This window comes from Roseococcus sp., from assembly GCF_965227005.1.
GTDB lineage: Bacteria > Pseudomonadota > Alphaproteobacteria > Acetobacterales > Acetobacteraceae > Roseococcus.
In genome coordinates this window covers 1-17,092 of the sequence record NZ_CBDDFJ010000010.1, presented here as the reverse complement: position 1 = coordinate 17,092, position 17,092 = coordinate 1, and the positions used below count along the sequence as shown (strand labels likewise).

General features: G+C 68.0%; 15 protein-coding genes and 1 pseudogene. 7 read left to right on the top strand and 9 right to left on the bottom strand.

Annotated features, from left to right (window positions below; genetic code table 11):
- Window positions 1–75: 75 nt before the first annotated feature.
- The gene (locus tag ACO057_RS04840) at window positions 76–972 is read right to left on the bottom strand and encodes a hypothetical protein (RefSeq protein ID WP_421989225.1); all 897 of its coding nucleotides are present in this window, start codon (window positions 970–972) and stop codon (window positions 76–78) included.
- A gap of 193 nt (window positions 973–1,165) precedes the next feature.
- On the opposite strand from ACO057_RS04840, the gene ACO057_RS04835 reads away from it, so the two are divergent.
- The gene (locus ACO057_RS04835) at window positions 1,166–2,311 is read left to right on the top strand and encodes a hypothetical protein (RefSeq protein ID WP_421989224.1); all 1,146 of its coding nucleotides are present in this window, start codon (window positions 1,166–1,168) and stop codon (window positions 2,309–2,311) included.
- A gap of 2 nt (window positions 2,312–2,313) precedes the next feature.
- Here ACO057_RS04835 and ACO057_RS04830 read toward each other — a convergent pair whose 3' ends face one another.
- From ACO057_RS04830 to ACO057_RS04815, 4 genes are all read right to left on the bottom strand, one after another.
- Window positions 2,314–3,279 (bottom strand): tripartite tricarboxylate transporter substrate binding protein, encoded by a 966-nt coding sequence (locus ACO057_RS04830; protein ID WP_421989223.1) that lies wholly within the window; start codon window positions 3,277–3,279, stop codon window positions 2,314–2,316.
- Between the two features lie 28 nt (window positions 3,280–3,307).
- Window positions 3,308–4,267, bottom strand: coding sequence for a tripartite tricarboxylate transporter substrate binding protein (locus ACO057_RS04825; RefSeq protein WP_421989222.1), 960 nt, complete (start codon window positions 4,265–4,267; stop codon window positions 3,308–3,310).
- Window positions 4,268–4,281: 14 nt separating this feature from the next.
- Window positions 4,282–5,265 (bottom strand): tripartite tricarboxylate transporter substrate binding protein, encoded by a 984-nt coding sequence (locus tag ACO057_RS04820; protein ID WP_421989221.1) that lies wholly within the window; start codon window positions 5,263–5,265, stop codon window positions 4,282–4,284.
- A 92-nt stretch (window positions 5,266–5,357) separates the two neighbouring features.
- Entirely contained in the window at window positions 5,358–5,525 is a 168-nt protein-coding gene (locus ACO057_RS04815) for a hypothetical protein (protein ID WP_421989220.1), read from the bottom strand.
- 127 nt (window positions 5,526–5,652) lie between these two features.
- Here ACO057_RS04815 and lpdA point away from each other — a divergent pair, with 127 nt between their 5' ends.
- Entirely contained in the window at window positions 5,653–7,071 is a 1,419-nt protein-coding gene (gene lpdA / locus ACO057_RS04810) for a dihydrolipoyl dehydrogenase (RefSeq protein WP_421989219.1), read from the top strand.
- A gap of 55 nt (window positions 7,072–7,126) precedes the next feature.
- On the opposite strand, the gene ACO057_RS04805 is transcribed toward lpdA, so the two are convergent.
- The 4 genes from ACO057_RS04805 to tcuA all read right to left on the bottom strand — a co-directional run bounded on the left by ACO057_RS04805 (window position 7,127) and on the right by tcuA (window position 11,264).
- Entirely contained in the window at window positions 7,127–7,624 is a 498-nt protein-coding gene (locus ACO057_RS04805) for a hypothetical protein (RefSeq protein WP_421989218.1), read from the bottom strand.
- A 100-nt stretch (window positions 7,625–7,724) separates the two neighbouring features.
- Window positions 7,725–8,702, bottom strand: coding sequence for a Bug family tripartite tricarboxylate transporter substrate binding protein (locus ACO057_RS04800; RefSeq protein ID WP_421989217.1), 978 nt, complete (start codon window positions 8,700–8,702; stop codon window positions 7,725–7,727).
- Window positions 8,703–8,763: 61 nt separating this feature from the next.
- A complete protein-coding gene (locus ACO057_RS04795; protein WP_421989216.1) occupies window positions 8,764–9,360 on the bottom strand; it encodes a hypothetical protein in 597 nt (198 codons plus the stop codon).
- 509 nt (window positions 9,361–9,869) lie between these two features.
- Window positions 9,870–11,264, bottom strand: a complete 1,395-nt coding sequence (gene tcuA, locus ACO057_RS04790) for an FAD-dependent tricarballylate dehydrogenase TcuA (RefSeq protein WP_421989215.1) — start codon at window positions 11,262–11,264, stop codon at window positions 9,870–9,872.
- 79 nt (window positions 11,265–11,343) lie between these two features.
- Between tcuA and ACO057_RS04785 the strand changes: the two genes are divergently transcribed.
- From ACO057_RS04785 to argC, 5 genes and pseudogenes are all read left to right on the top strand, one after another.
- Window positions 11,344–12,027, top strand: coding sequence for a GntR family transcriptional regulator (locus tag ACO057_RS04785; protein WP_421989214.1), 684 nt, complete (start codon window positions 11,344–11,346; stop codon window positions 12,025–12,027).
- Window positions 12,028–12,338: 311 nt separating this feature from the next.
- A complete protein-coding gene (locus ACO057_RS04780) occupies window positions 12,339–13,373 on the top strand; it encodes a sensor domain-containing diguanylate cyclase (RefSeq protein WP_421989213.1) in 1,035 nt (344 codons plus the stop codon).
- Window positions 13,374–13,425: 52 nt separating this feature from the next.
- Window positions 13,426–14,172, top strand: a complete 747-nt coding sequence (locus tag ACO057_RS04775) for a maleate cis-trans isomerase family protein (RefSeq protein ID WP_421989212.1) — start codon at window positions 13,426–13,428, stop codon at window positions 14,170–14,172.
- Between the two features lie 3 nt (window positions 14,173–14,175).
- A pseudogene (locus tag ACO057_RS04770) lies at window positions 14,176–15,850 on the top strand (M3 family oligoendopeptidase).
- 245 nt (window positions 15,851–16,095) lie between these two features.
- Window positions 16,096–17,073, top strand: coding sequence for an N-acetyl-gamma-glutamyl-phosphate reductase (gene argC / locus ACO057_RS04765; RefSeq protein ID WP_421989211.1), 978 nt, complete (start codon window positions 16,096–16,098; stop codon window positions 17,071–17,073).
- Window positions 17,074–17,092 lie beyond the last annotated feature (19 nt).

The following is a 17,092-nucleotide window of genomic DNA, read 5'->3' as shown; positions in this document are numbered from 1 at the left end:
AGAGACGGACCACAGCCGGCCACGCAACTCGGCGCCCGTCACCAAGCGGTCGCCGAGCGGGGTGGGTCGGATGGATCAGCCTGCCAGAAAGGCTGGATCGAAGATGTTGGAGAGGCCTGTCTGCTCCATCGTCGTCAGGCAGTCGGGCTCTCCCAGCGCCGCGCTGAGCAGGGCATCGGATCCCTCGGGCAGCACCAGTCCCAGCGCGGCGAGATCGGCCGCCATGCCTTCCCCATTCATCATATATCGGTTCGAGGCGCGCAGTTCGGGGACGCCGCGCATCTTCGCCAGCAGAATGCGGCCGGTCATGGGTTCCGTGCTGTGCGACAGAAGCGCCACTCCGCATTGCACGCCGCCGATCACGGCGGCCGGCAGGCCTGGCAGAGCAAAGCTCATGAAGAGCGGCAGCCCGGTGGCGATTTCGCGCAGCGGAAGGCTCAGGGTTCGGCCGGCGATCGCCGCTTCGCCTCGGTAGAACGAGGCGCCGATGGGCAGATCCTCGTGATACTCGGCCAGTAGCGAGGCGCTTCGGGTGCGGCTCAGCCGCATCGAACCGCGCAGGATGCGCCCCCTGAAATGCGGCGACCACGCCATGGAATAGGCCGCGTAGAGGCCGGTGATCTCGCTTTCCAGGGTGCCGGTCGACCTGGCGTCGGCGCGCGCCAAAGGTCTTGCGCCGAGGCGGGCCTGCAGCTCGCCCTCGAACTCTTCGAGGCTGGAGCCGGCAATCCAGGCGCCATCCCGGGCGAGGCCCAGCACCTTGGCCCAGTCTTCGTAAACCTCGGTGAAGCGCGGCTCGGCCTTGCCCTGCATCCACTTCCTCGATCGCTGCGGATCGAAATAGGTCGTGGGATTGACCGCGCGGAAGCGTCCGCACAGGTCCTTGTGACTGCTGCACCCCAATACCTGGCTCGTCAGTGACAGCTTGGCGGCGATCTCGACCGGTGAAGGCATTATTTCATCGAACCCCATGAAGGCTCACATGACATCCGCTGCGCGGACCCCAGCCGACGGTGCGTGCTGCCCGATGACCGGCGGGAGAATGCTCCCATTCGGCAATGGTTGGAATTCCCATGGCATTCCCCGGGCTTCCACGCATTCCAGGCGTCACTGGGCGCACCGCGGGGCAAGGTGATCCTCCAAAACTTGCTGGTGAATGGCGCAGATGTCCGACTGGTTTCGCAAACAGCCCAAAATCGGCACCGCGCGCCTGCCCAGGGCACCCATGCCGCCCATGCCAGCCGCGCCCGCGACGGCGGCCCCCGCCCTGCCGGCCGCCCCTGCCCCAGGTGGCTGGGCTCGCTCCAGCACGCCGACCCAGCTTCCGGCGAACATGCAGGCCATATCCGCCAGGGTGGTGATGCACCATTTCGCCCGCAGCGAGGTGCGCCATCTCGACAAGCGCGAGGCCCAGCTGCACGCCCAGGTCGTCGCCAAGCTGCACACCATGCCCGAATTCGCCAACATGCCGGACGCGCAGATCGCCGACGTCATCAAGAACATGGCGCGCTCGATGCAGTCGGCGGCCCTGACCATCAACTTCCCGACGGTCGGCTGGTTCGACCGCCCGAACCACTACCGCGTCTACAAGCAGATGTATGAGCGCGGCGACGAGATGGCGACCGCCGATGACGGCACGCGCGAGCGGATCGTCAAGGGCAACTCGTCCAACAAAGCCGGCCAGCGCGATGCGGTCGATACCAGGGTCTCCTTCGCACCCAACGTCAACACGCCTGGCATGGCGGGGGTGAAGCGCTTCATGCAGACCGGCGGCGGCGAAATCCGTAGCGGGACCAACGTCACTGTCCCCAATGCCCAGTTCAACTCGAAGGCCCGGCAGGTCTTCGCCGCACTCAACTATGGCCGGCGGCCCAGCGGCGCCACCACGGCCTACGGCCCGCACTATTTCGTCCTGAAGGAGAGGTTCAAGGCGAACGCGATCTACTACATGGGTGACACCTTCACCCCGGGCATGGATCACAACAGCCGGATCACCTACGGCTTCCTACCGGCGCTGCTCCTGTACGCCAGCAAGGACGCGCTGCAGGACATCATCAACAGCACCTATCGCAGCATGACGCTGAGGGACATGGAACTCGCCGACCGGATGGTGGAGGCGCATATCTACGACCGCATCATATTCAGCGAGGCCGTCGAGGAGATGGTCATCAATCGCGCGCGGTTCGAACTGGACATCAAGGGCCAGATCTTCCTGAACGATCGCGCCGACCTCACCGTGGAGCAGGGGGTGAACAACGCCAAGATCTTCGCCAACGTCAACAACATCAAGCTGCGCTGGCGCGACAACTGACCTCAGTCGATGCTGAGGTTCAGCCTTCTCACCATGTCCCGCTCGTAGAGCACCCGCTCCTGCGCGAAGGACAGGTATTCCGGCGGCCCCAGATATTCGTTCGGCATTTCCCATCGCCGCACGATCGCCTGGCACAGCTCGTCGTCCAGCGCCTTCTTCAGCGAGCGGTGCAGGATATTCACCACCTCCGGCTCCATCCCCTTCGGCCCGACGATGCCGTAGGGCGAGGTGACGCTCATGCCGAAGCCCAGCTCCAGCAGGGTGGGTGCGTTGGGCGCGGAGCCCAGCCGCGTCGGCGTCCAGGCCGAGAGCAGCCGGAACTCGCCGCTCTCCACCTGCGGCCGCCAGCTCTGCGCATCCGCGACCACGTCGATCTGGCGGCCGAGCAGCATGGTCACGCCCTCCTGCGAGCCGCGCGTCGGGATGTGCTCCATCCGCCCGCCGCGACGGGTGAGGATGTCCTCCATGGCGAGGTGGTTCGTCGTCGCGATGCCGGAGGTGGAATAGGTCAGCGTGCCCGGCTTCTCCCGCGCCTCGTTCATGAGGTCGTCGAAGGTCTGCCAGCGGCTGTCGGCACGGACCGCGGTGCCGAAAACGAAGCCCGTGAGCTGCATGATGTAGGAAAAATCCGTCACCGGATCCCAGGTCGGCTGCCGGGTCAGGAAGGGATGGCGCAGGATCGAGAGGTGATGATGCGCCAGCGTGTAGCCGTCCGGCCGCGCCTGCTGGGTCAGGTAGAAGGCCGCGCGGGTGCCGCGCGCGCCCGGCATGTTCTCCACGACGAAGTTCTGGCCGAGGTCCCGCCCGGCGATTTCGAACATTTGCCGGTGCAGCGCATCCAGGCTGCCGCCCGGCGGCCAGGGGATCAGGAACCGAATGGGCCGGTTGGGATAGCGCCCCTGCGCCAAAGCCGGCATCGCCAAGGAGGCAGCGAGAGGTAACGCGGCCAGCAGAGTGCGTCTTTTCATTGTGAAGTCTCCCTGTAGCCGACGCGCCTCACTCCATGCGGATGCCGAGCCTCGTCACGATCTCCCGCTCATAGGCCGCGCGCTGGACGATGAAGTCCTGGTATTGCTCGGTGTTGAGATAGGCGAGCGGCATGTCGAACTGGCCGCGCACGCGCGTGTTCTCGGGGCTCATCAGCGCGTCGCGCATCACGTCGTGCAGCACGCGCACCACGCCCGGATCCATCCGCGGCGGCCCGCTGACGCCATAGGGCGAGGTGACGACCATGTCGTAGCCGAGATCCCTCAGCGTCGGCACATTGGGGAAGCGCGGCGCGCGCTCGGCGGACCAGACGCAGAGCAGCCGCATCTGCCCGGCCTCGACATTGCCGGCCCAGACGCTGCTGTCGGCGATCATGCTCACGCTGCCGCTCAGCACCCCGGTCACGCCCTCATTGGCGCCGCGGAAGGGAACGTGCGTGATCTCCACGCGCTCCCGCGCCATCAGGTCCTCCATGGCGAGATGGTTGGAGGTGGCGATGCCCGAGGTCGCGAAGCTCAGCTTGCCCGGATTGGCGCGGGCATAGGCGATCATCTCCGGGAAGGTCTGGAAGGGGCTGTCGGCCTTCACGGCCACGCCGAAGAGCCAGCCGGTCATGCCGATGATGTTCGTGAAATCGGTCGTCGTGTCCCATTGCGGCGTGCGGACCAGAAAGGGCCGCCGGACCACGGAGAGGTGCATCTGGCCCAGCGTATAGCCGTCCGGCCGGGCCTCGCGGGCCAGGTAGACCGCATGCAGCGTGCCGCCCGCGCCGCCGCGATTCTCGATGATCACCGGCTGGCCGAGGACGCGCGTCGCCAGCTCGCCGATGCTGCGCAGCTGCGCGTCCGCGCTGCCGCCGGCGGGCCAGGGAATGATAAGGCGGATGGGCCGCTCGGGGTAGCGGGCCTGCGCGCCGGCGAGGGACGGGGCCGCGAGCAGCGGCAAGGCGAGAAGCGAACGGCGGTTCATGATCGGGTCCTTCATCACCCATCCATCCGGATGCCGAGCCGCGTCACGATCTCGCGTTCATAAGCGGCGCGCCGGAGGATGAAGTCCTGGTATTGCTCGGTGTCGAGATAGGCGACCGGCATGTCGAACTGGCCGCGCACGCGGGTGTTCTCGGGGCTCATCAGCGCGTCGCGCATCACGTCGTGCAGCACGCGCACCACGCCGGGGTCCATCCGCGCCGGCCCGCTGATGCCATAGGGCGAGGTGACGACCATGTCGTAGCCCAGCTCCTTCAGCGTCGGCACGGTGGGGAAGCGGGCCACGCGGTTTTCCGTCCAGACGCAGAGCGCGCGCATGGCGCCGGCCTCGACCTGCGGGGCCCAGGTGCTGCTGTCGGCGATCATGCTCACGGTGCCGCTGAGCACTGCCGTCACGCCCTCGCTGGAGCCGCGGAAGGGCACATGGGTGAACTCCACCCGCTCGCGCGCGGCGATGTCCTCCATGGCGAGGTGATTCGTGGTCGCGATGCCCGAGGTGGCGAAGCTCAGCCGGCCGGGATTGGCGCGGGCATGGGCGATCAGCTCCGCGAAGGTCTGGAAAGGGCTGTCGGCCTTCACGGCCACGCCGTAGAGCCAGCCGGTCAGGCCGATGATGTGGGTGAAGTCGGTCGTCGCATCCCATTGCGGCGTGCGGACCAGATAGGGCCGCCGGACCACGGAGAGATGCATCTGGCCGATGGTATAGCCGTCCGGCCGCGCCTCGCGCGCCAGGGTGACGGCGTGCAGCGTGCCCCCTGCCCCGGCCCGGTTCTCGGCCACCACCGTCTGGCCGAGCGCACGGCTCGCCAGATCGGCCAGGTTGCGCAGCTGCGCGTCGGAGCTGCTGCCCGGCGTCCAGGGGATGATGAGGCGGATCGGCCGGTCAGGATAGCGCGCCTGGGCGCCGGCCAGACGCGGCGCGGCGAGCAGGCCTGCGCCCATCAGGACGGATTTGCGGCGCGAAAGCGGCCCCATGGACATGTCTCCCCTCATGCGGCGTATCTGACGGCGCCGTCATGATCGGATCAGGCCATGGAACCCGTCGCCATGCCAAGCGTTTTCGCCGCCGTCGCTCAGCCTTCGACGAGGCAGGTCAAAGTGGTCGCGGCGATGAGCTGCGCCTGGGTGTAATGGGTCTGCGTCCGCGACAATTCGCGCCGGGCGACCTGCCCCCGGTCGAGAAGGGTGGCGAGGCCGGGCGGTCCCAGCAGGAGCAGGGCAGGCAGGAGGAAATGTCGCATGCCCCTGGCCTTCTTCGAGGCCAGGAGCATGCCAAATGAGGAAGGCTCCGGACAAGCCGACCGTCCCCAGGCTTGCGCCGCACCTCGCCCCGCGTCAGTTTGCGCCCGTTTTCGTAAAGGATTTTCGATGTCCGCCACCGTCTCCAACCTGGCTGGCCCTGACAGCTTCGACGTCATCGTCATCGGCGCCGGCCCTGGGGGCTATGTCTGCGCCATCCGCGCCGCGCAGCTCGGCATGAAGGTGGCCTGCGTGGAGAAGCGCGTGACGCTCGGCGGCACCTGCCTGAACATCGGCTGCATCCCCTCCAAGGCGCTGCTGCACTCCACCGAGCATTTCGAGGAGGCCAAGCACAAGCTGGAGACGCATGGCGTGATCGTGGGCGAGGTCAGCTACGACCTCGGCAAGATGATGGGCCACAAGACCAAGACGGTGGACGCCAATGTGAAGGGCGTCGAATTCCTCTTCAAGAAGAACAAGATCACCTGGCTCAAGGGCACGGGCAGCATCGCGGCCCCCGGCAAGGTGTCGGTGGACGGCAAGGAATACGCCGCCAAGCACATCGTCATCGCCACGGGCAGCGAGAGCGTGCCGCTGAACGGCGTCGAGGTGGACGAGAAGAAGATCGTCACCTCCACCGGCGCGCTGGAGCTGGAGAAGGTGCCGGAGCACCTGGTGGTCATCGGCGGCGGCGTCATCGGCCTGGAGCTCGGCTCGGTGTGGCAGCGCCTCGGCGCGAAGGTCACGGTCGTGGAGTTCATGGATCGCCTCGCGCCGGGCCTCGACCTCGAGATCGGCAAGCAGTTCGAGCGCGCCATGACCAAGCAGGGCATGAAGCTCAAGCTCAAGACCAAGGTGACGGGCGCCAAGGTCACCGGCGAGGGCGTGGAGCTGACCGTGGCCCCGGCCGCCGGCGGCGAGGAGGAGAAGATCTCCGCCGACATCGTGCTGCTGGCCATCGGCCGCCGCCCCTATCTCGCCAGCCTCGGGCTGGAAACGGCGGGCGTGAAGCTGGACGAGCGCGGCCGCGTGCAGGTGGACGCGCATTTCGCGACCAACGTGCCGGGCATCTACGCGATCGGCGACTGCATCACGGGCGCGATGCTCGCGCACAAGGCCGAGGACGAAGGCATGGCGCTCGCCGAGATGATCGCGGGCCAGAAGCCGCACATCAACTACAACGCCATCCCCTCGGTCATCTACACTTGGCCCGAGGTCGCGACGGTCGGCGAGACCGAGGAGCAGATCAAGGCCAAGGGCGTGGCCTATAAGGTCGGCAAGTTCCCCTTCACCGCCAATGGCCGCGCGCGCGCCATGGGCGAGACGGACGGGCTGGTGAAGATCATCGCCGATGCCAAGACGGACCTGGTGCTGGGCGCGCATATCATCGGGCCGGATGCCGGCACGCTGATCGCGGAGCTGGCCATGGCCATCGAGTTCGGCGCGAGCAGCGAGGATGTGGCGCGCACCTGCCACGCCCATCCCACGCTGAACGAGGCGGTGAAGGAAGCCGCGCTCGCCGTCGAAGGGCGCGCCATCCACATCTGAGGGCGCGGGGCCTCGGTTCGGTCATACCGCGCCGGGGCCGTGTTTCCCGTGCCCGTTACGGCGGGTTCCGACCCGCCCTGCAGGCGGCGATCGCCCGGGATGCGGCGGCTACTCCCACGCGGCTGATCCGAAAGAGCAGCACGTCCCGCCACCAGACCTCGTGCGCGCCCGGACGGGCCAGCGTTTCGGGCTGGAAGGGCGTCTCGAACACCGCGACGAAGGTGCCGGAGCCCGCCTCGGTGACACGCAGGGCCGTCACCTGCCCGCCGGCGCGGTATTCCAGGCTCTGGGGCGGGCCACCCATGAGGAACTGCTGGCCGTCGGTCATCTGCCGCGCGGTGATGCCGCTGGGCGCGTCGGCGGCCAGGGCGAAGTAGAACCAGATCTCCTGGCCTCCTTCCGTCGAGGTGACGCTGGCCCGGCAGTAGCCCTGGAACGGCGCCCAGACCGACCATTGGCCAAAGCGGCGGTGCGCTTGGTCCGCCCCTTGCGCGGTGGCCAGTACCGGCGTCGCCAGGAGCAGACCCGCCAGAATCCACCCGATGGGCCTCATCGACTCTTCCCTCGCCCTGTCCCCGTATTTGGCCCCCGCATCGTGGCCCCGCATTCAATCCCGGGACAAATACTTTTCGGCCCGGCCGATCGGTTGCCCCCTATTCCACGCTCAGCCTGGCCCGGCGCACGATCGTCCCCCAGCGTTCCCTTTCGGTGACCAGGAATCGCGCGAAATCGTCCGGCGTCGGACTGGTCTCGATCTCCACGCCGTTCTCGACCATCCGTGCGCGGACACCGGCATCCTCGAGCGCCCCGTTCATCGCCGCATGCAGGCGCGCGATGACCTCCTGCGGCGCGCCGGCCGGTGCCAGGAGCCCGTACCAGGTGGCGCTGTCGATGTCGGGGAAGCCCTGCTCCACCGAGGTGCTGAGATCCGGCAGGATCGACGCGCGCTGACGGCCCGCGACGGCCAGCGCCCGCAGCCGCCCCGAGGCGAGAAAGGGCAGGAAGGGCGCGGCGGCATTGGTGATCATCTGCACCCGGCCGGCGACGACATCGGTCAGGGCCGGCGCGGTGCCGCGGTAGTGGACGAACTCGATCGGGAATTCGAGGGTGAGCGCGATCATCGCCCCCAGCGCATGCGCCGTGGTGCCCGCACCCGGCGTGCCGAAGGTGATGGGCCCATGGGCGCGCGCGAAATCGCGCAGCTCGGCGAGGTTGCGCGCGGGCAGCTGCGGGTTCACCGCGATGACATTGGGCCCGGCGCCAAGCAGCCCGATCGCGGCGAAGCCATTCGCCACGTCATAGGGCACGCGCGGCACGGTGAGGCTCGAGATCACGAAGCTGCCGCTGCCGGCCAGCAGCACCGTATAGCCATCGGCCGGCGCCTTCGCGACGAGGTCGTTGCCCAGCAGCCCCCCTGCCCCGCCGCGATTTTCGATCACGAGCGGATGGCCGAGCCGCGCGCCCATCGCCTCGGCCAGGATGCGGCCCACGATGTCGTTGCTGCCGCCGGCCGTGAAGGGGATGACGAGGCGGATGGAACGCGTCGGGAAGGAGGCCGTCTGTGCCTGAGTTTGGGCCTGGGCCACGGCGGGCGTGGCCAGCAATGCGAGCGCGATGCGTCGCCTGATCATCTTGGATATCCCTCGGTTTTGCCGAAGGATGATCCCGGTTCTCAGGCCCTGTCCAGCAGCCTCAGTTGCGCTTTTCCTGCGCGTTGCGCAGCAAAGCGAGGCCGCGATAGAGGCCGTGCACCATCTTGCTGTAGGGCAGCACCAGGAAGAGGGCGAGCACGAAGCCCAGATGGATCGCGAGCATCACGCCCATCGCGCCCGTATGCCGTACGATCAGCAGCAGCAGCCCCGTGATACCCACGGTGAAGAGCAGGCCGAGCATTGCGTATTCGCCGCCCAGCAGCCGCTTGGCGACGGGGCCGGGATCGGTCACCGTCTTCACCCAGAGTAGCCCGGCCGTGCCGATGCACAGCATCACGCCGCCCCAGGTGCCGAACTGCACCGGCAGGCTGAGGAAGGCATGCGGCGACTTCCAGCCGAAGACGTGATGATAGACCGCCCCCACCGTCGTGGCCGCGAAGCACAGCATGAAGCCGTAGAACATCGTCTGGTGGAAGATGCGCCGCGTCTGCGCGAAGCTGTCGTCGATGTCGTTGCAGCCATGGCCGCCACCGCCGAGATTGCGCAGCGTGAGGATGTCCACCGCCGCCGTCGCGACCGGTTGGGGCGTGATCGGCTTCTGCCCCGCGCCGGGGGCGGTGCCGCGCCAGTAGCGCACCCCCGCCGATCGTCATCGCGAGCACCGAATAGCCGAAGGTCAGCCCCGCCAGCCCCGCCATCAGCCAGTAGGGCACCACGCGGAAGAAGGCGCCCGTGCCGGTCTGCGCGGTGTAGAGGATCGAGGGATCCTGCAGGCCCATGGTCAGCAGCAGCACCAGCGTCACTGCCAGCACGGCCATCAGCGAGACGATGGTGCCGTTGCGCTCGAAGGCGCGGCCCATCGGCGCGGGCCACGCGTATTGCGCGTAGGATTCCGCGCGCAGGATCGCGAAGGTCTCGGGGATGTTCACGCCGAAGGGATGCGGCGGCGCGTATTGGCACGCGTGATAGCAACCCTTGCAGGAATGGCAGAGGTTCGCGAGATGCGTGAGGTCGCCCACGGCGAATTCCCGCCGCAGCGTCATCGCCGGGAAGACGGCGCAATAGCCCTCGCAATAGCGGCAGGCATTGCAGATCTCCATCTGCCGCCGCGCTTCGACGATGGCCCCCGATTCTGTTGTTGGGTATTCAGTTGCGGACATATTTCGCGGCCCCCTCGCCGGCCAGCCGTCCGAAGACGGTTCCGATGGTCATGCCGAAGCCGGCCAGATAGCCCTGCCCCAGGATATTGCCGGCCATGATCTCGCCGGACGCGAAGAGATTTCCGCTCGGCTTGCCATCCGCCATCAGCACCTGCGCACGCTCGTTCACCTTCACGCCCAGGAAGGTGAAGGTGATGCCCGGCGCGAGCGGATGCCCATAGAACGGCGCCTTGTCGATGCGGCGCGCCCAGTGGGTCTTCTCGATCTCGAGCCCGTCGGTGCGGCAGTCGTCCAGCTTGTTGCCGTGGAAGGTCCCGGGCTGAACCGCGGCATTGTACTCGTCCACCACGGCCTGAAGCTTCGTCGCGTCCAGGCCCAGCTTCTGCGCGAGCTCGCCGATGCTGTCGGCCTTCATCGGCGGGAAGACGCTGGGGAGGTAGTTGTGCAGCGCCTTGCTGTCGGTGATGGCGAAGGCGCGCTGGTCGGGCTGCTGCGCGATCAGCCGGCCCCAGATGGCATAGCGCTTGGGCCAGACATCCTCGCCCTCGTCGTAGAAGCGCTCGACGTCCTTGTTCACGACGATGGAGAAGGGCACGCAGTCGAGCCGCATGGCCAGCCCGCCATCCACCATCGGCGCGCGCGCGTCATTGGCGACGGCGTGGAACTGGGTGGGGTCGCCCACCTCATGGACGCCGCTGGCCAGCAGGTCCTTCAGCACCGTGCCCTGGGCATAGGGCGTGCCGCGGATCTGGAAGTTGTCGGCCGCGTCGCCCCAATACTGGCGCAGCCATTCGCGATTGGCCTGGAAGCCGCCCGCCGAGGCCACGATCGCCTTGAAGCGGATGCGCTGGGGAAAGCCGCGCCAGCTCACGATGGCCTCGGTCGCGAAGCCGTCCTGCACCGCGATGTGCTGCACCTCGGTGTCGTAGAGGATGGTGATGCCGAGCTTCTCCGCCGTGCGGTACATCGCGTTCACCAGCGCCTTGCCGCCGCCGAGGAAGAAGGCGTTGGTGCGCGAGAGCGACAGCGTGCCCGAGAGGCTCGGCTGGAAGACCACGCCGCAATCGGCGAGGAAGCCGGGCGCGTGCTGGCTCGCGCGGATGGTCATGCGCGCGAGGTCCTCATTGGTCCGCCCGCCGGTCACCCGCAGCAGGTCGTCCCAGTATTCCTCCTCGAGATAGCTCTCGGTGAGCACGCCCGTGGGCTTGGGATGCAGCGCGCGCAGGTTGCGCGTGTGGCGGCTGTTGCCGCCGCGCATCGGCTTGGGCGCATGCTCGGCGACGACGACGCTTGCCCCGGCCTGAGCGGCCGTGATGGCGGCGCAGAGCGCGGCATTGCCGCCGCCCACCACCAGCACGTCATAGGTGCGGGCGAAATCCATCCGCTCTTGTCCATTCCTCGATACCGAACGGTTGTATCCGGCTGTATCCGAACATGTCCAGATGGGTTAGTTTCCCCCCATGGAAGGCAATGCCCAATTCGGCCGCGCACAGGATGCCTATCAGCGGGTGCGCGAGGCCATTCGCGACGGCACCCTGCCCCCCGGCGTCCGCCTCACCGAAACCGATCTCGCCGCCCGCTTCGGCGTCTCGCGCACGCCCATCCGCCAGGCCATCGCCCGGCTAGAGGCCGAGGGCCTGCTCACCCACGAGCCCCGGCGCGGCCTTTCCGTCACCCGGCCGGACCACAGCCAGGTCGTCGAGCTCTATGTGATGCGCGAGATCCTGGAGGGCGCCGCCGCGCGCCTCGCCGCCCAGCACGCCAGCGAGACCGAGATCGACGCCATGGAGGAGCTGGTGGCCGGCGAGGTCGCGCTTTTCGCGGACGCGCCGCGCCTGGCCGCGGTGAACCAGCGCCTGCATGGGCTGCTCTACCTGGCCGCGCACAATCGCTATCTGCTGCGCAGCCTGGAGCAGCTGGCCGCCACCATGGCGCTGCTGCCCTCGCTGCTGACGATCGGCGGCCGCGCGCAACAGGCGCATGGGGAGCATCTGACCCTGCTCGCCGCGCTGCGTGCCCGCGATGGCGAGGCCGCGGCCGAGGCGGCGAAGCTGCATGCCCGCGCGGCCCAGCGCCAACGCCTCGCCTGGCTCGCCGACCTCTCCGGCGTGCCGCTCGCCGCGCCGGGCGCCGGGCCGGCCTGAAACACGCCGCAGCGCCTTGCCCCGAGGGGCCAGGGACATTAGGTCCGCGACATCTTTGCCGGCCACGGCAGGGCCGATTCCCGAGCTGATGAGTTCCCAGGCGCGATGATGACGGATGATCAGAAAGACGAGGTGCTGCGCATCCGCCTCGACGCCTATTCGGACTGGGTCAGCGCCCTGCGCCAGGGCAAGGCGGTCCCCCCCCCGAGGCGTCCGGGAATGACCCCCTCGCCCGGCTCGGCCGGGAGCTCCAGCTCCTCTCCGAGACCATCAGCCGCCGCGAATCCGAGCTCTCCCGCCTCAACCAGGTGGTGCTGACGGCCGAGCGCGAGATCCTGGTGGAGGATGTGCTCGACAGCATCTTCCGCGGCTTCGTCGGCATCATTCCCTATGACCGGATCGGCTGCGCCTTCCTGTCCTCCGGCGGCACCCGGATGATGTCCTACTGGGCGCGCTCGAACATGGGGCCGATGGCCATCAACAAGGGCTATTCGCGCCCCCTGCTCGGCAGCAGCCTTCGCGAAGTGTTCCGGACGGGCGAGCCGCGCATCCTGAACGATCTGGAGCGCTATCTCGCCGAGCATCCGACGTCCAAGGCCACGCAGCGGATCGTCGCCGAGGGCGGGCGCTCCAGCCTCACCTGCCCGCTCTTCGTGGATGGCCGCCCGCTCGGCGTGCTCTTCTTCACGAGCCACCAGACGAATGTCTATCGCGACATCCACCAGGCCGTCTTCCAGCAGATCGCCGGACAGGTCGCGATCCTGATCAACAAGAGCAAACTGTTTCAGGAACTGGTCGAACGGAACCAGTTCCTGCTGCGCCAGGCCGAGCAGCTCCGGGAGGTCGCCAATCGCGACGCGCTGACCGGCGTGCTCAACCGCCGCGCCTTCCTGCTGGCGCTGGAGCAGCACCTGCAGGCCAGCGCCGCCACGGGCAAGACATTGGGCCTGGTCATGGCCGACATCGACCATTTCAAGAACGTCAACGACACCTATGGCCATGCCGCCGGCGACAAGGCGCTGCGCGGCTTCACCGACCGCATCGGCGCCCTGCTGCGCCCTGGCGACTATCTCGGCCGCTACGGCGGCGAGGAATTCCTGCTCCTCATCAGCGATATCTCCGCCGCCGATCTCCCGGCCATCGTCGAGCGCTTCCGCGCGGCCATCGCCGATGAGCCCTTCGATCTCGGCGAGGTGCGCCGCTCGCTGACCGTGAGCTTCGGCGTCGCCGTCGTCTCAGAGGGAGGGATGCGCGCCGAGGAGGTCATCGCCACCGCCGACCGCGCCCTCTACGAGGCCAAGGAAGCCGGCCGGAACCGTTCCGTCATCGCGATCGCCACGGGCTGATTGCACGGCGGCGCGCCGGCCCTAAGCTGCCCGCCGGTAGCAGGAGCGATCGATGCCCGACATCCTCGGTTGGCGGAAGAAGTTCGGCGTGCTGGGGCCCTCCACCAACACCGTGGTGCAGCCCGATTTCGACATGATGCGCCCCGCCGGCGTCACCACCCATTACAGCCGCATCTTCACCCCCGATGCCGATGCGGTCAGCAACGAGACCTTCCGCGCCGGCGTGGAGCTCATCGGCCGCAACACGCTCGACGCCGTGCGCAGCGTGATGACGGCCCGGCCCGACTATCTCGTGATGGGCATGAGCTCCGTGACCTTCTTCGACGGCCTGGCCGGCGCCGACCGCTTCGTGCGCGAGGTCGAGGCCGAAAGCGGCGTGAGGATCAGCGTCGGCTCGCATTCCAGCGCGGCGGCGCTCCACGCCTATGGCGGCATCCGGCGCATCGCGATCCTCTCGCCCTATTGGCCGAGCATGAACGCCGAGGTCGCGCGCTACTTCTCGGACATGGGTTTCTCCGTCGTGCGCGACCGCGCCCTGCAATGCGCGCGCTGGACGGCCATCGCGGAGGTCCCGCCCTCGCTGCTGGCGAAGGAACTGCGCGCCCTGGACGGCGACGACATCGACGCCATTCTCCAGGTCGGCACCAATCTCTCGATGGTGCGCCTCGCGGCGGCGGCCGAGCTGTTCCTCGGCAAGCCCGTCATCGCCATCAACACGGCCACCTGGTGGCACGCGCTGCGCGCCAACGGCATTCACGACAAGCTGGACGGCTTCGGCCGTCTCATGGCGGAGTTTTAGAAGATGCGTTTCGACGAGATCACCGCCCCCAGGCCGACCGCCGAATCCCTGGCCACCGAGGCGAAGCGCATCACAGTTCTCCTCGATGAAGGCGCGCGGGAAGACGCCATTGCCGAGTGGGATGCGTCGCGCCGCTCCACCGACAGCTGGAGCGCGCTCGTCCATCTGCGCTTCGCGCAGGACACGACGGATGCGCAGGCCAAGGCCGCGCGCGAATATGCCGATGCCCTGGCGCCCGTCGCGACCGGGCACGAGGCCGCCATCAAGAGGCGCCTCATCGACGATCCGGATCGCGCCGGCGTGGAGGCGCTCGTCAGCCCCTACGTGCTACGGCTCTGGCAGACCGACGTCACCACCTTCGATCCCGCCATCGCCGCGGATATGGAAGAGGAGTCGAAGCTCACCGCCCGCTACACCGAACTCCTCGCCTCGGCGAGCTTCGAGATCGACGGCGCGACGGTGAACCTCTCCGGCCTCACCCCCTATGCCGAGAGCAATGACCGCGAGATGCGCCATCGCGCGGAAGCCCTGCGCTGGGCCTTCTTCGAGAAGAACGGCGCGGAGCTGGATGCGATCTACGACGCGCTGGTGAAGCTGCGCCACGGCATGGCGCTGAAGCTCGGCGACAAGAGCTTCACGCCGCTCGCCTATCGCCGGATGCGCCGCACCGATTACGACGCCGCCGATGTCGCGCGCTATCGCGACCAGGTGGCCGAGCATGTCGTCCCCCTCATCGCGAAACTCCTGGAATCCCGCCGCGCCGAGTTCGGCTGGGACGAGTTGCGCTACTGGGACGAGGCGCTGATCGACCCTGCCGGCAACCCCAGGCCCATCGGCGACCACGACACCCTCGTCGCCGCCGCGCAGACGATGTTCGACCGGATGGACCCGCGCCTCGCCGCATTCTACCGGATGATGCAGGCCGGCGGCTTTCTCGATCTGAAGAACCGTCCCGGCAAGGCCGGCGGCGGCTTCTGCACGAGCTTTCCCAATGCCGGCGTGCCCTTCATCTTCGCCAACTTCAACGGCACGCATCACGACATCGGCGTCTTCACCCATGAGATGGGCCACGCCTTCCAGTGCTGGGAAAGCCGCAACCTCCCCGGCATCGACCAGCTCTGGCCGACCATGGAGGCCTGCGAGATCCACTCCATGAGCCTCGAATTCCTAACCCATCCGCAGATGGGCCTGCTCGTCGGCGACGATGCGGCGGACCGCTTCCGGCGGATGCACCTCATCTCCTCGCTCGCCTTCCTGCCCTATGGCGTCTGCGTCGATCACTTCCAGCATGAGGTCTTCGCCAACCCCGACGCCACGCCGGAAGAACGCCACGCGATCTGGAAGCGACTCGAGGCGCGCTACATGCCGTGGTCGGATTACGGCGACATCGGCTACCTGGCGAAGGGCGGGCGCTGGCAGGCCAAGCACCACATCTACAACAGCCCCTTCTACTAACATCGACTACACGCTGGCGCTGTGCTGCGCGCTGCAGTTCTGGGTGAAGTCGCTGCACGATCCCAAGGCCGCGCTCGACGCCTATGTCGCGCTGTGCGAGCGCGGCGGATCCGCGCCGTTCCAGGAATTGGTGAAGTCGGCGGGGCTGGTCTCGCCCTTCGCGCCAGGGGCGCTCGCCGAAGTGGTTCGGGAAGCGGAAGCTTTTCTTGGGAGCCCTCGTTGACAGATATTCAGGCGGACCACTAGCTTCCCTCCCATGAGTGGCCTTCACCTCCGCACCGCAAACCGACGCCGTCGCTGCTTCCCAGCGGCGGCTTCCGTGGCTGCGTGCAGACAGGCCCCTCCCCCGGTGAACCCCGCTTCCTAGCGGTCCACCTCCGAGGCGGCATCAGCCCGCATCTTCGAACCCCCGCAGCCCCAGGCTCCGGGGGTTTTTCTTTGCCTTCATTCCAGCAGCAGGACACCACCATGAGCATTCGCGTCGGCATTGTCGGGATCAGCGGTTTTGGCGGCGGCGAGGCGATGCGCCTGGTCGCGAGCCACCCGTCTTTCGAACTCATCTACGCTGCGGGCGAAGGCAGCGCCGGCAGCCGGTTGGGGGACCGCTTCCCCGGCCTGCCGGCCAAACTGGCCGGGCTGGTGATCGAGAAGTGGGACCCCGCGGCCCTGCCGAAGCTCGACGTCCTGTTCGCGTCGCTGCCCACGGGCGCATCGGCCGAGACGCTGGCGCGCGTCCCCAGGGAGGTGAAGATCGTCGATATCGGCGGCGACCACCGCTACGTCGAGGGTTGGGCCTATGGCCTGGCCGACGTCTGGCCAGCCGAGATTGAGGGCCGGACCCGCGTCGCCAACCCCGGCTGCTTCCCCGCGGCGACGCTGACCGCGCTGGCGCCGCTGCTGGCCGAAGGGCTGATCGAGCCCGGCAATATCGTGATCGACGCCAAGACCGGCATCTCCGGCGCCGGCCGGGGCGGCGCCGACAGCCGCTTCGGCTATGCCGAGAGCAACGAGAACCTGGTGCCCTACGGCCTGCTCCAGCACACCCACATGCCCGAGATGGCCAGGACCATCGAGCGGCTGAGCGGCGGCAGCGCGGCCGGGCTGGTGTTCACCCCGCACCTGGTGCCGATGACGCGCGGCGTGCTCGCCACCATCTACTGCCGCGGCCGCGCCACCACGTCGCAATGCCTGGACGCGGCGCGGCGCTTTTACGCCGGGCGGGCCTTCATCCGCGTGACCGACAAGCCGCCGCAGACCAAATGGGCGACCGGCTCGAACCTCGCCTTCGTCAGCTACGCGGCCGATCCGGGAGCGCAACCTGGTGATCGCGATGGGCGTGGTCGACAATCTCGGCAAGGGAGCGGCGGGCAGGCCATTCAGAATGCGAACCTGATCTGCGGCCTGCCGGAAACCGCTGGGCTGGAGGGCATGCCCGTCTGGCCATGACCCGTCTGGCTATGAGATG

Coding starts and splice junctions, on each gene's coding strand:
- ACO057_RS04840 (WP_421989225.1), bottom strand. CDS start 972: ATGGGGTTCGATGAAATAATGCCTTCACCGGTCGAGATCGCCGCCAAG.
- ACO057_RS04835 (WP_421989224.1), top strand. CDS start 1,166: ATGTCCGACTGGTTTCGCAAACAGCCCAAAATCGGCACCGCGCGCCTG.
- ACO057_RS04830 (WP_421989223.1), bottom strand. CDS start 3,279: ATGAAAAGACGCACTCTGCTGGCCGCGTTACCTCTCGCTGCCTCCTTG.
- ACO057_RS04825 (WP_421989222.1), bottom strand. CDS start 4,267: ATGAACCGCCGTTCGCTTCTCGCCTTGCCGCTGCTCGCGGCCCCGTCC.
- ACO057_RS04820 (WP_421989221.1), bottom strand. CDS start 5,265: ATGTCCATGGGGCCGCTTTCGCGCCGCAAATCCGTCCTGATGGGCGCA.
- ACO057_RS04815 (WP_421989220.1), bottom strand. CDS start 5,525: ATGCGACATTTCCTCCTGCCTGCCCTGCTCCTGCTGGGACCGCCCGGC.
- lpdA (WP_421989219.1), top strand. CDS start 5,653: ATGTCCGCCACCGTCTCCAACCTGGCTGGCCCTGACAGCTTCGACGTC.
- ACO057_RS04805 (WP_421989218.1), bottom strand. CDS start 7,624: ATGAGGCCCATCGGGTGGATTCTGGCGGGTCTGCTCCTGGCGACGCCG.
- ACO057_RS04800 (WP_421989217.1), bottom strand. CDS start 8,702: ATGATCAGGCGACGCATCGCGCTCGCATTGCTGGCCACGCCCGCCGTG.
- tcuA (WP_421989215.1), bottom strand. CDS start 11,264: ATGGATTTCGCCCGCACCTATGACGTGCTGGTGGTGGGCGGCGGCAAT.
- ACO057_RS04785 (WP_421989214.1), top strand. CDS start 11,344: ATGGAAGGCAATGCCCAATTCGGCCGCGCACAGGATGCCTATCAGCGG.
- ACO057_RS04775 (WP_421989212.1), top strand. CDS start 13,426: ATGCCCGACATCCTCGGTTGGCGGAAGAAGTTCGGCGTGCTGGGGCCC.
- argC (WP_421989211.1), top strand. CDS start 16,096: ATGAGCATTCGCGTCGGCATTGTCGGGATCAGCGGTTTTGGCGGCGGC.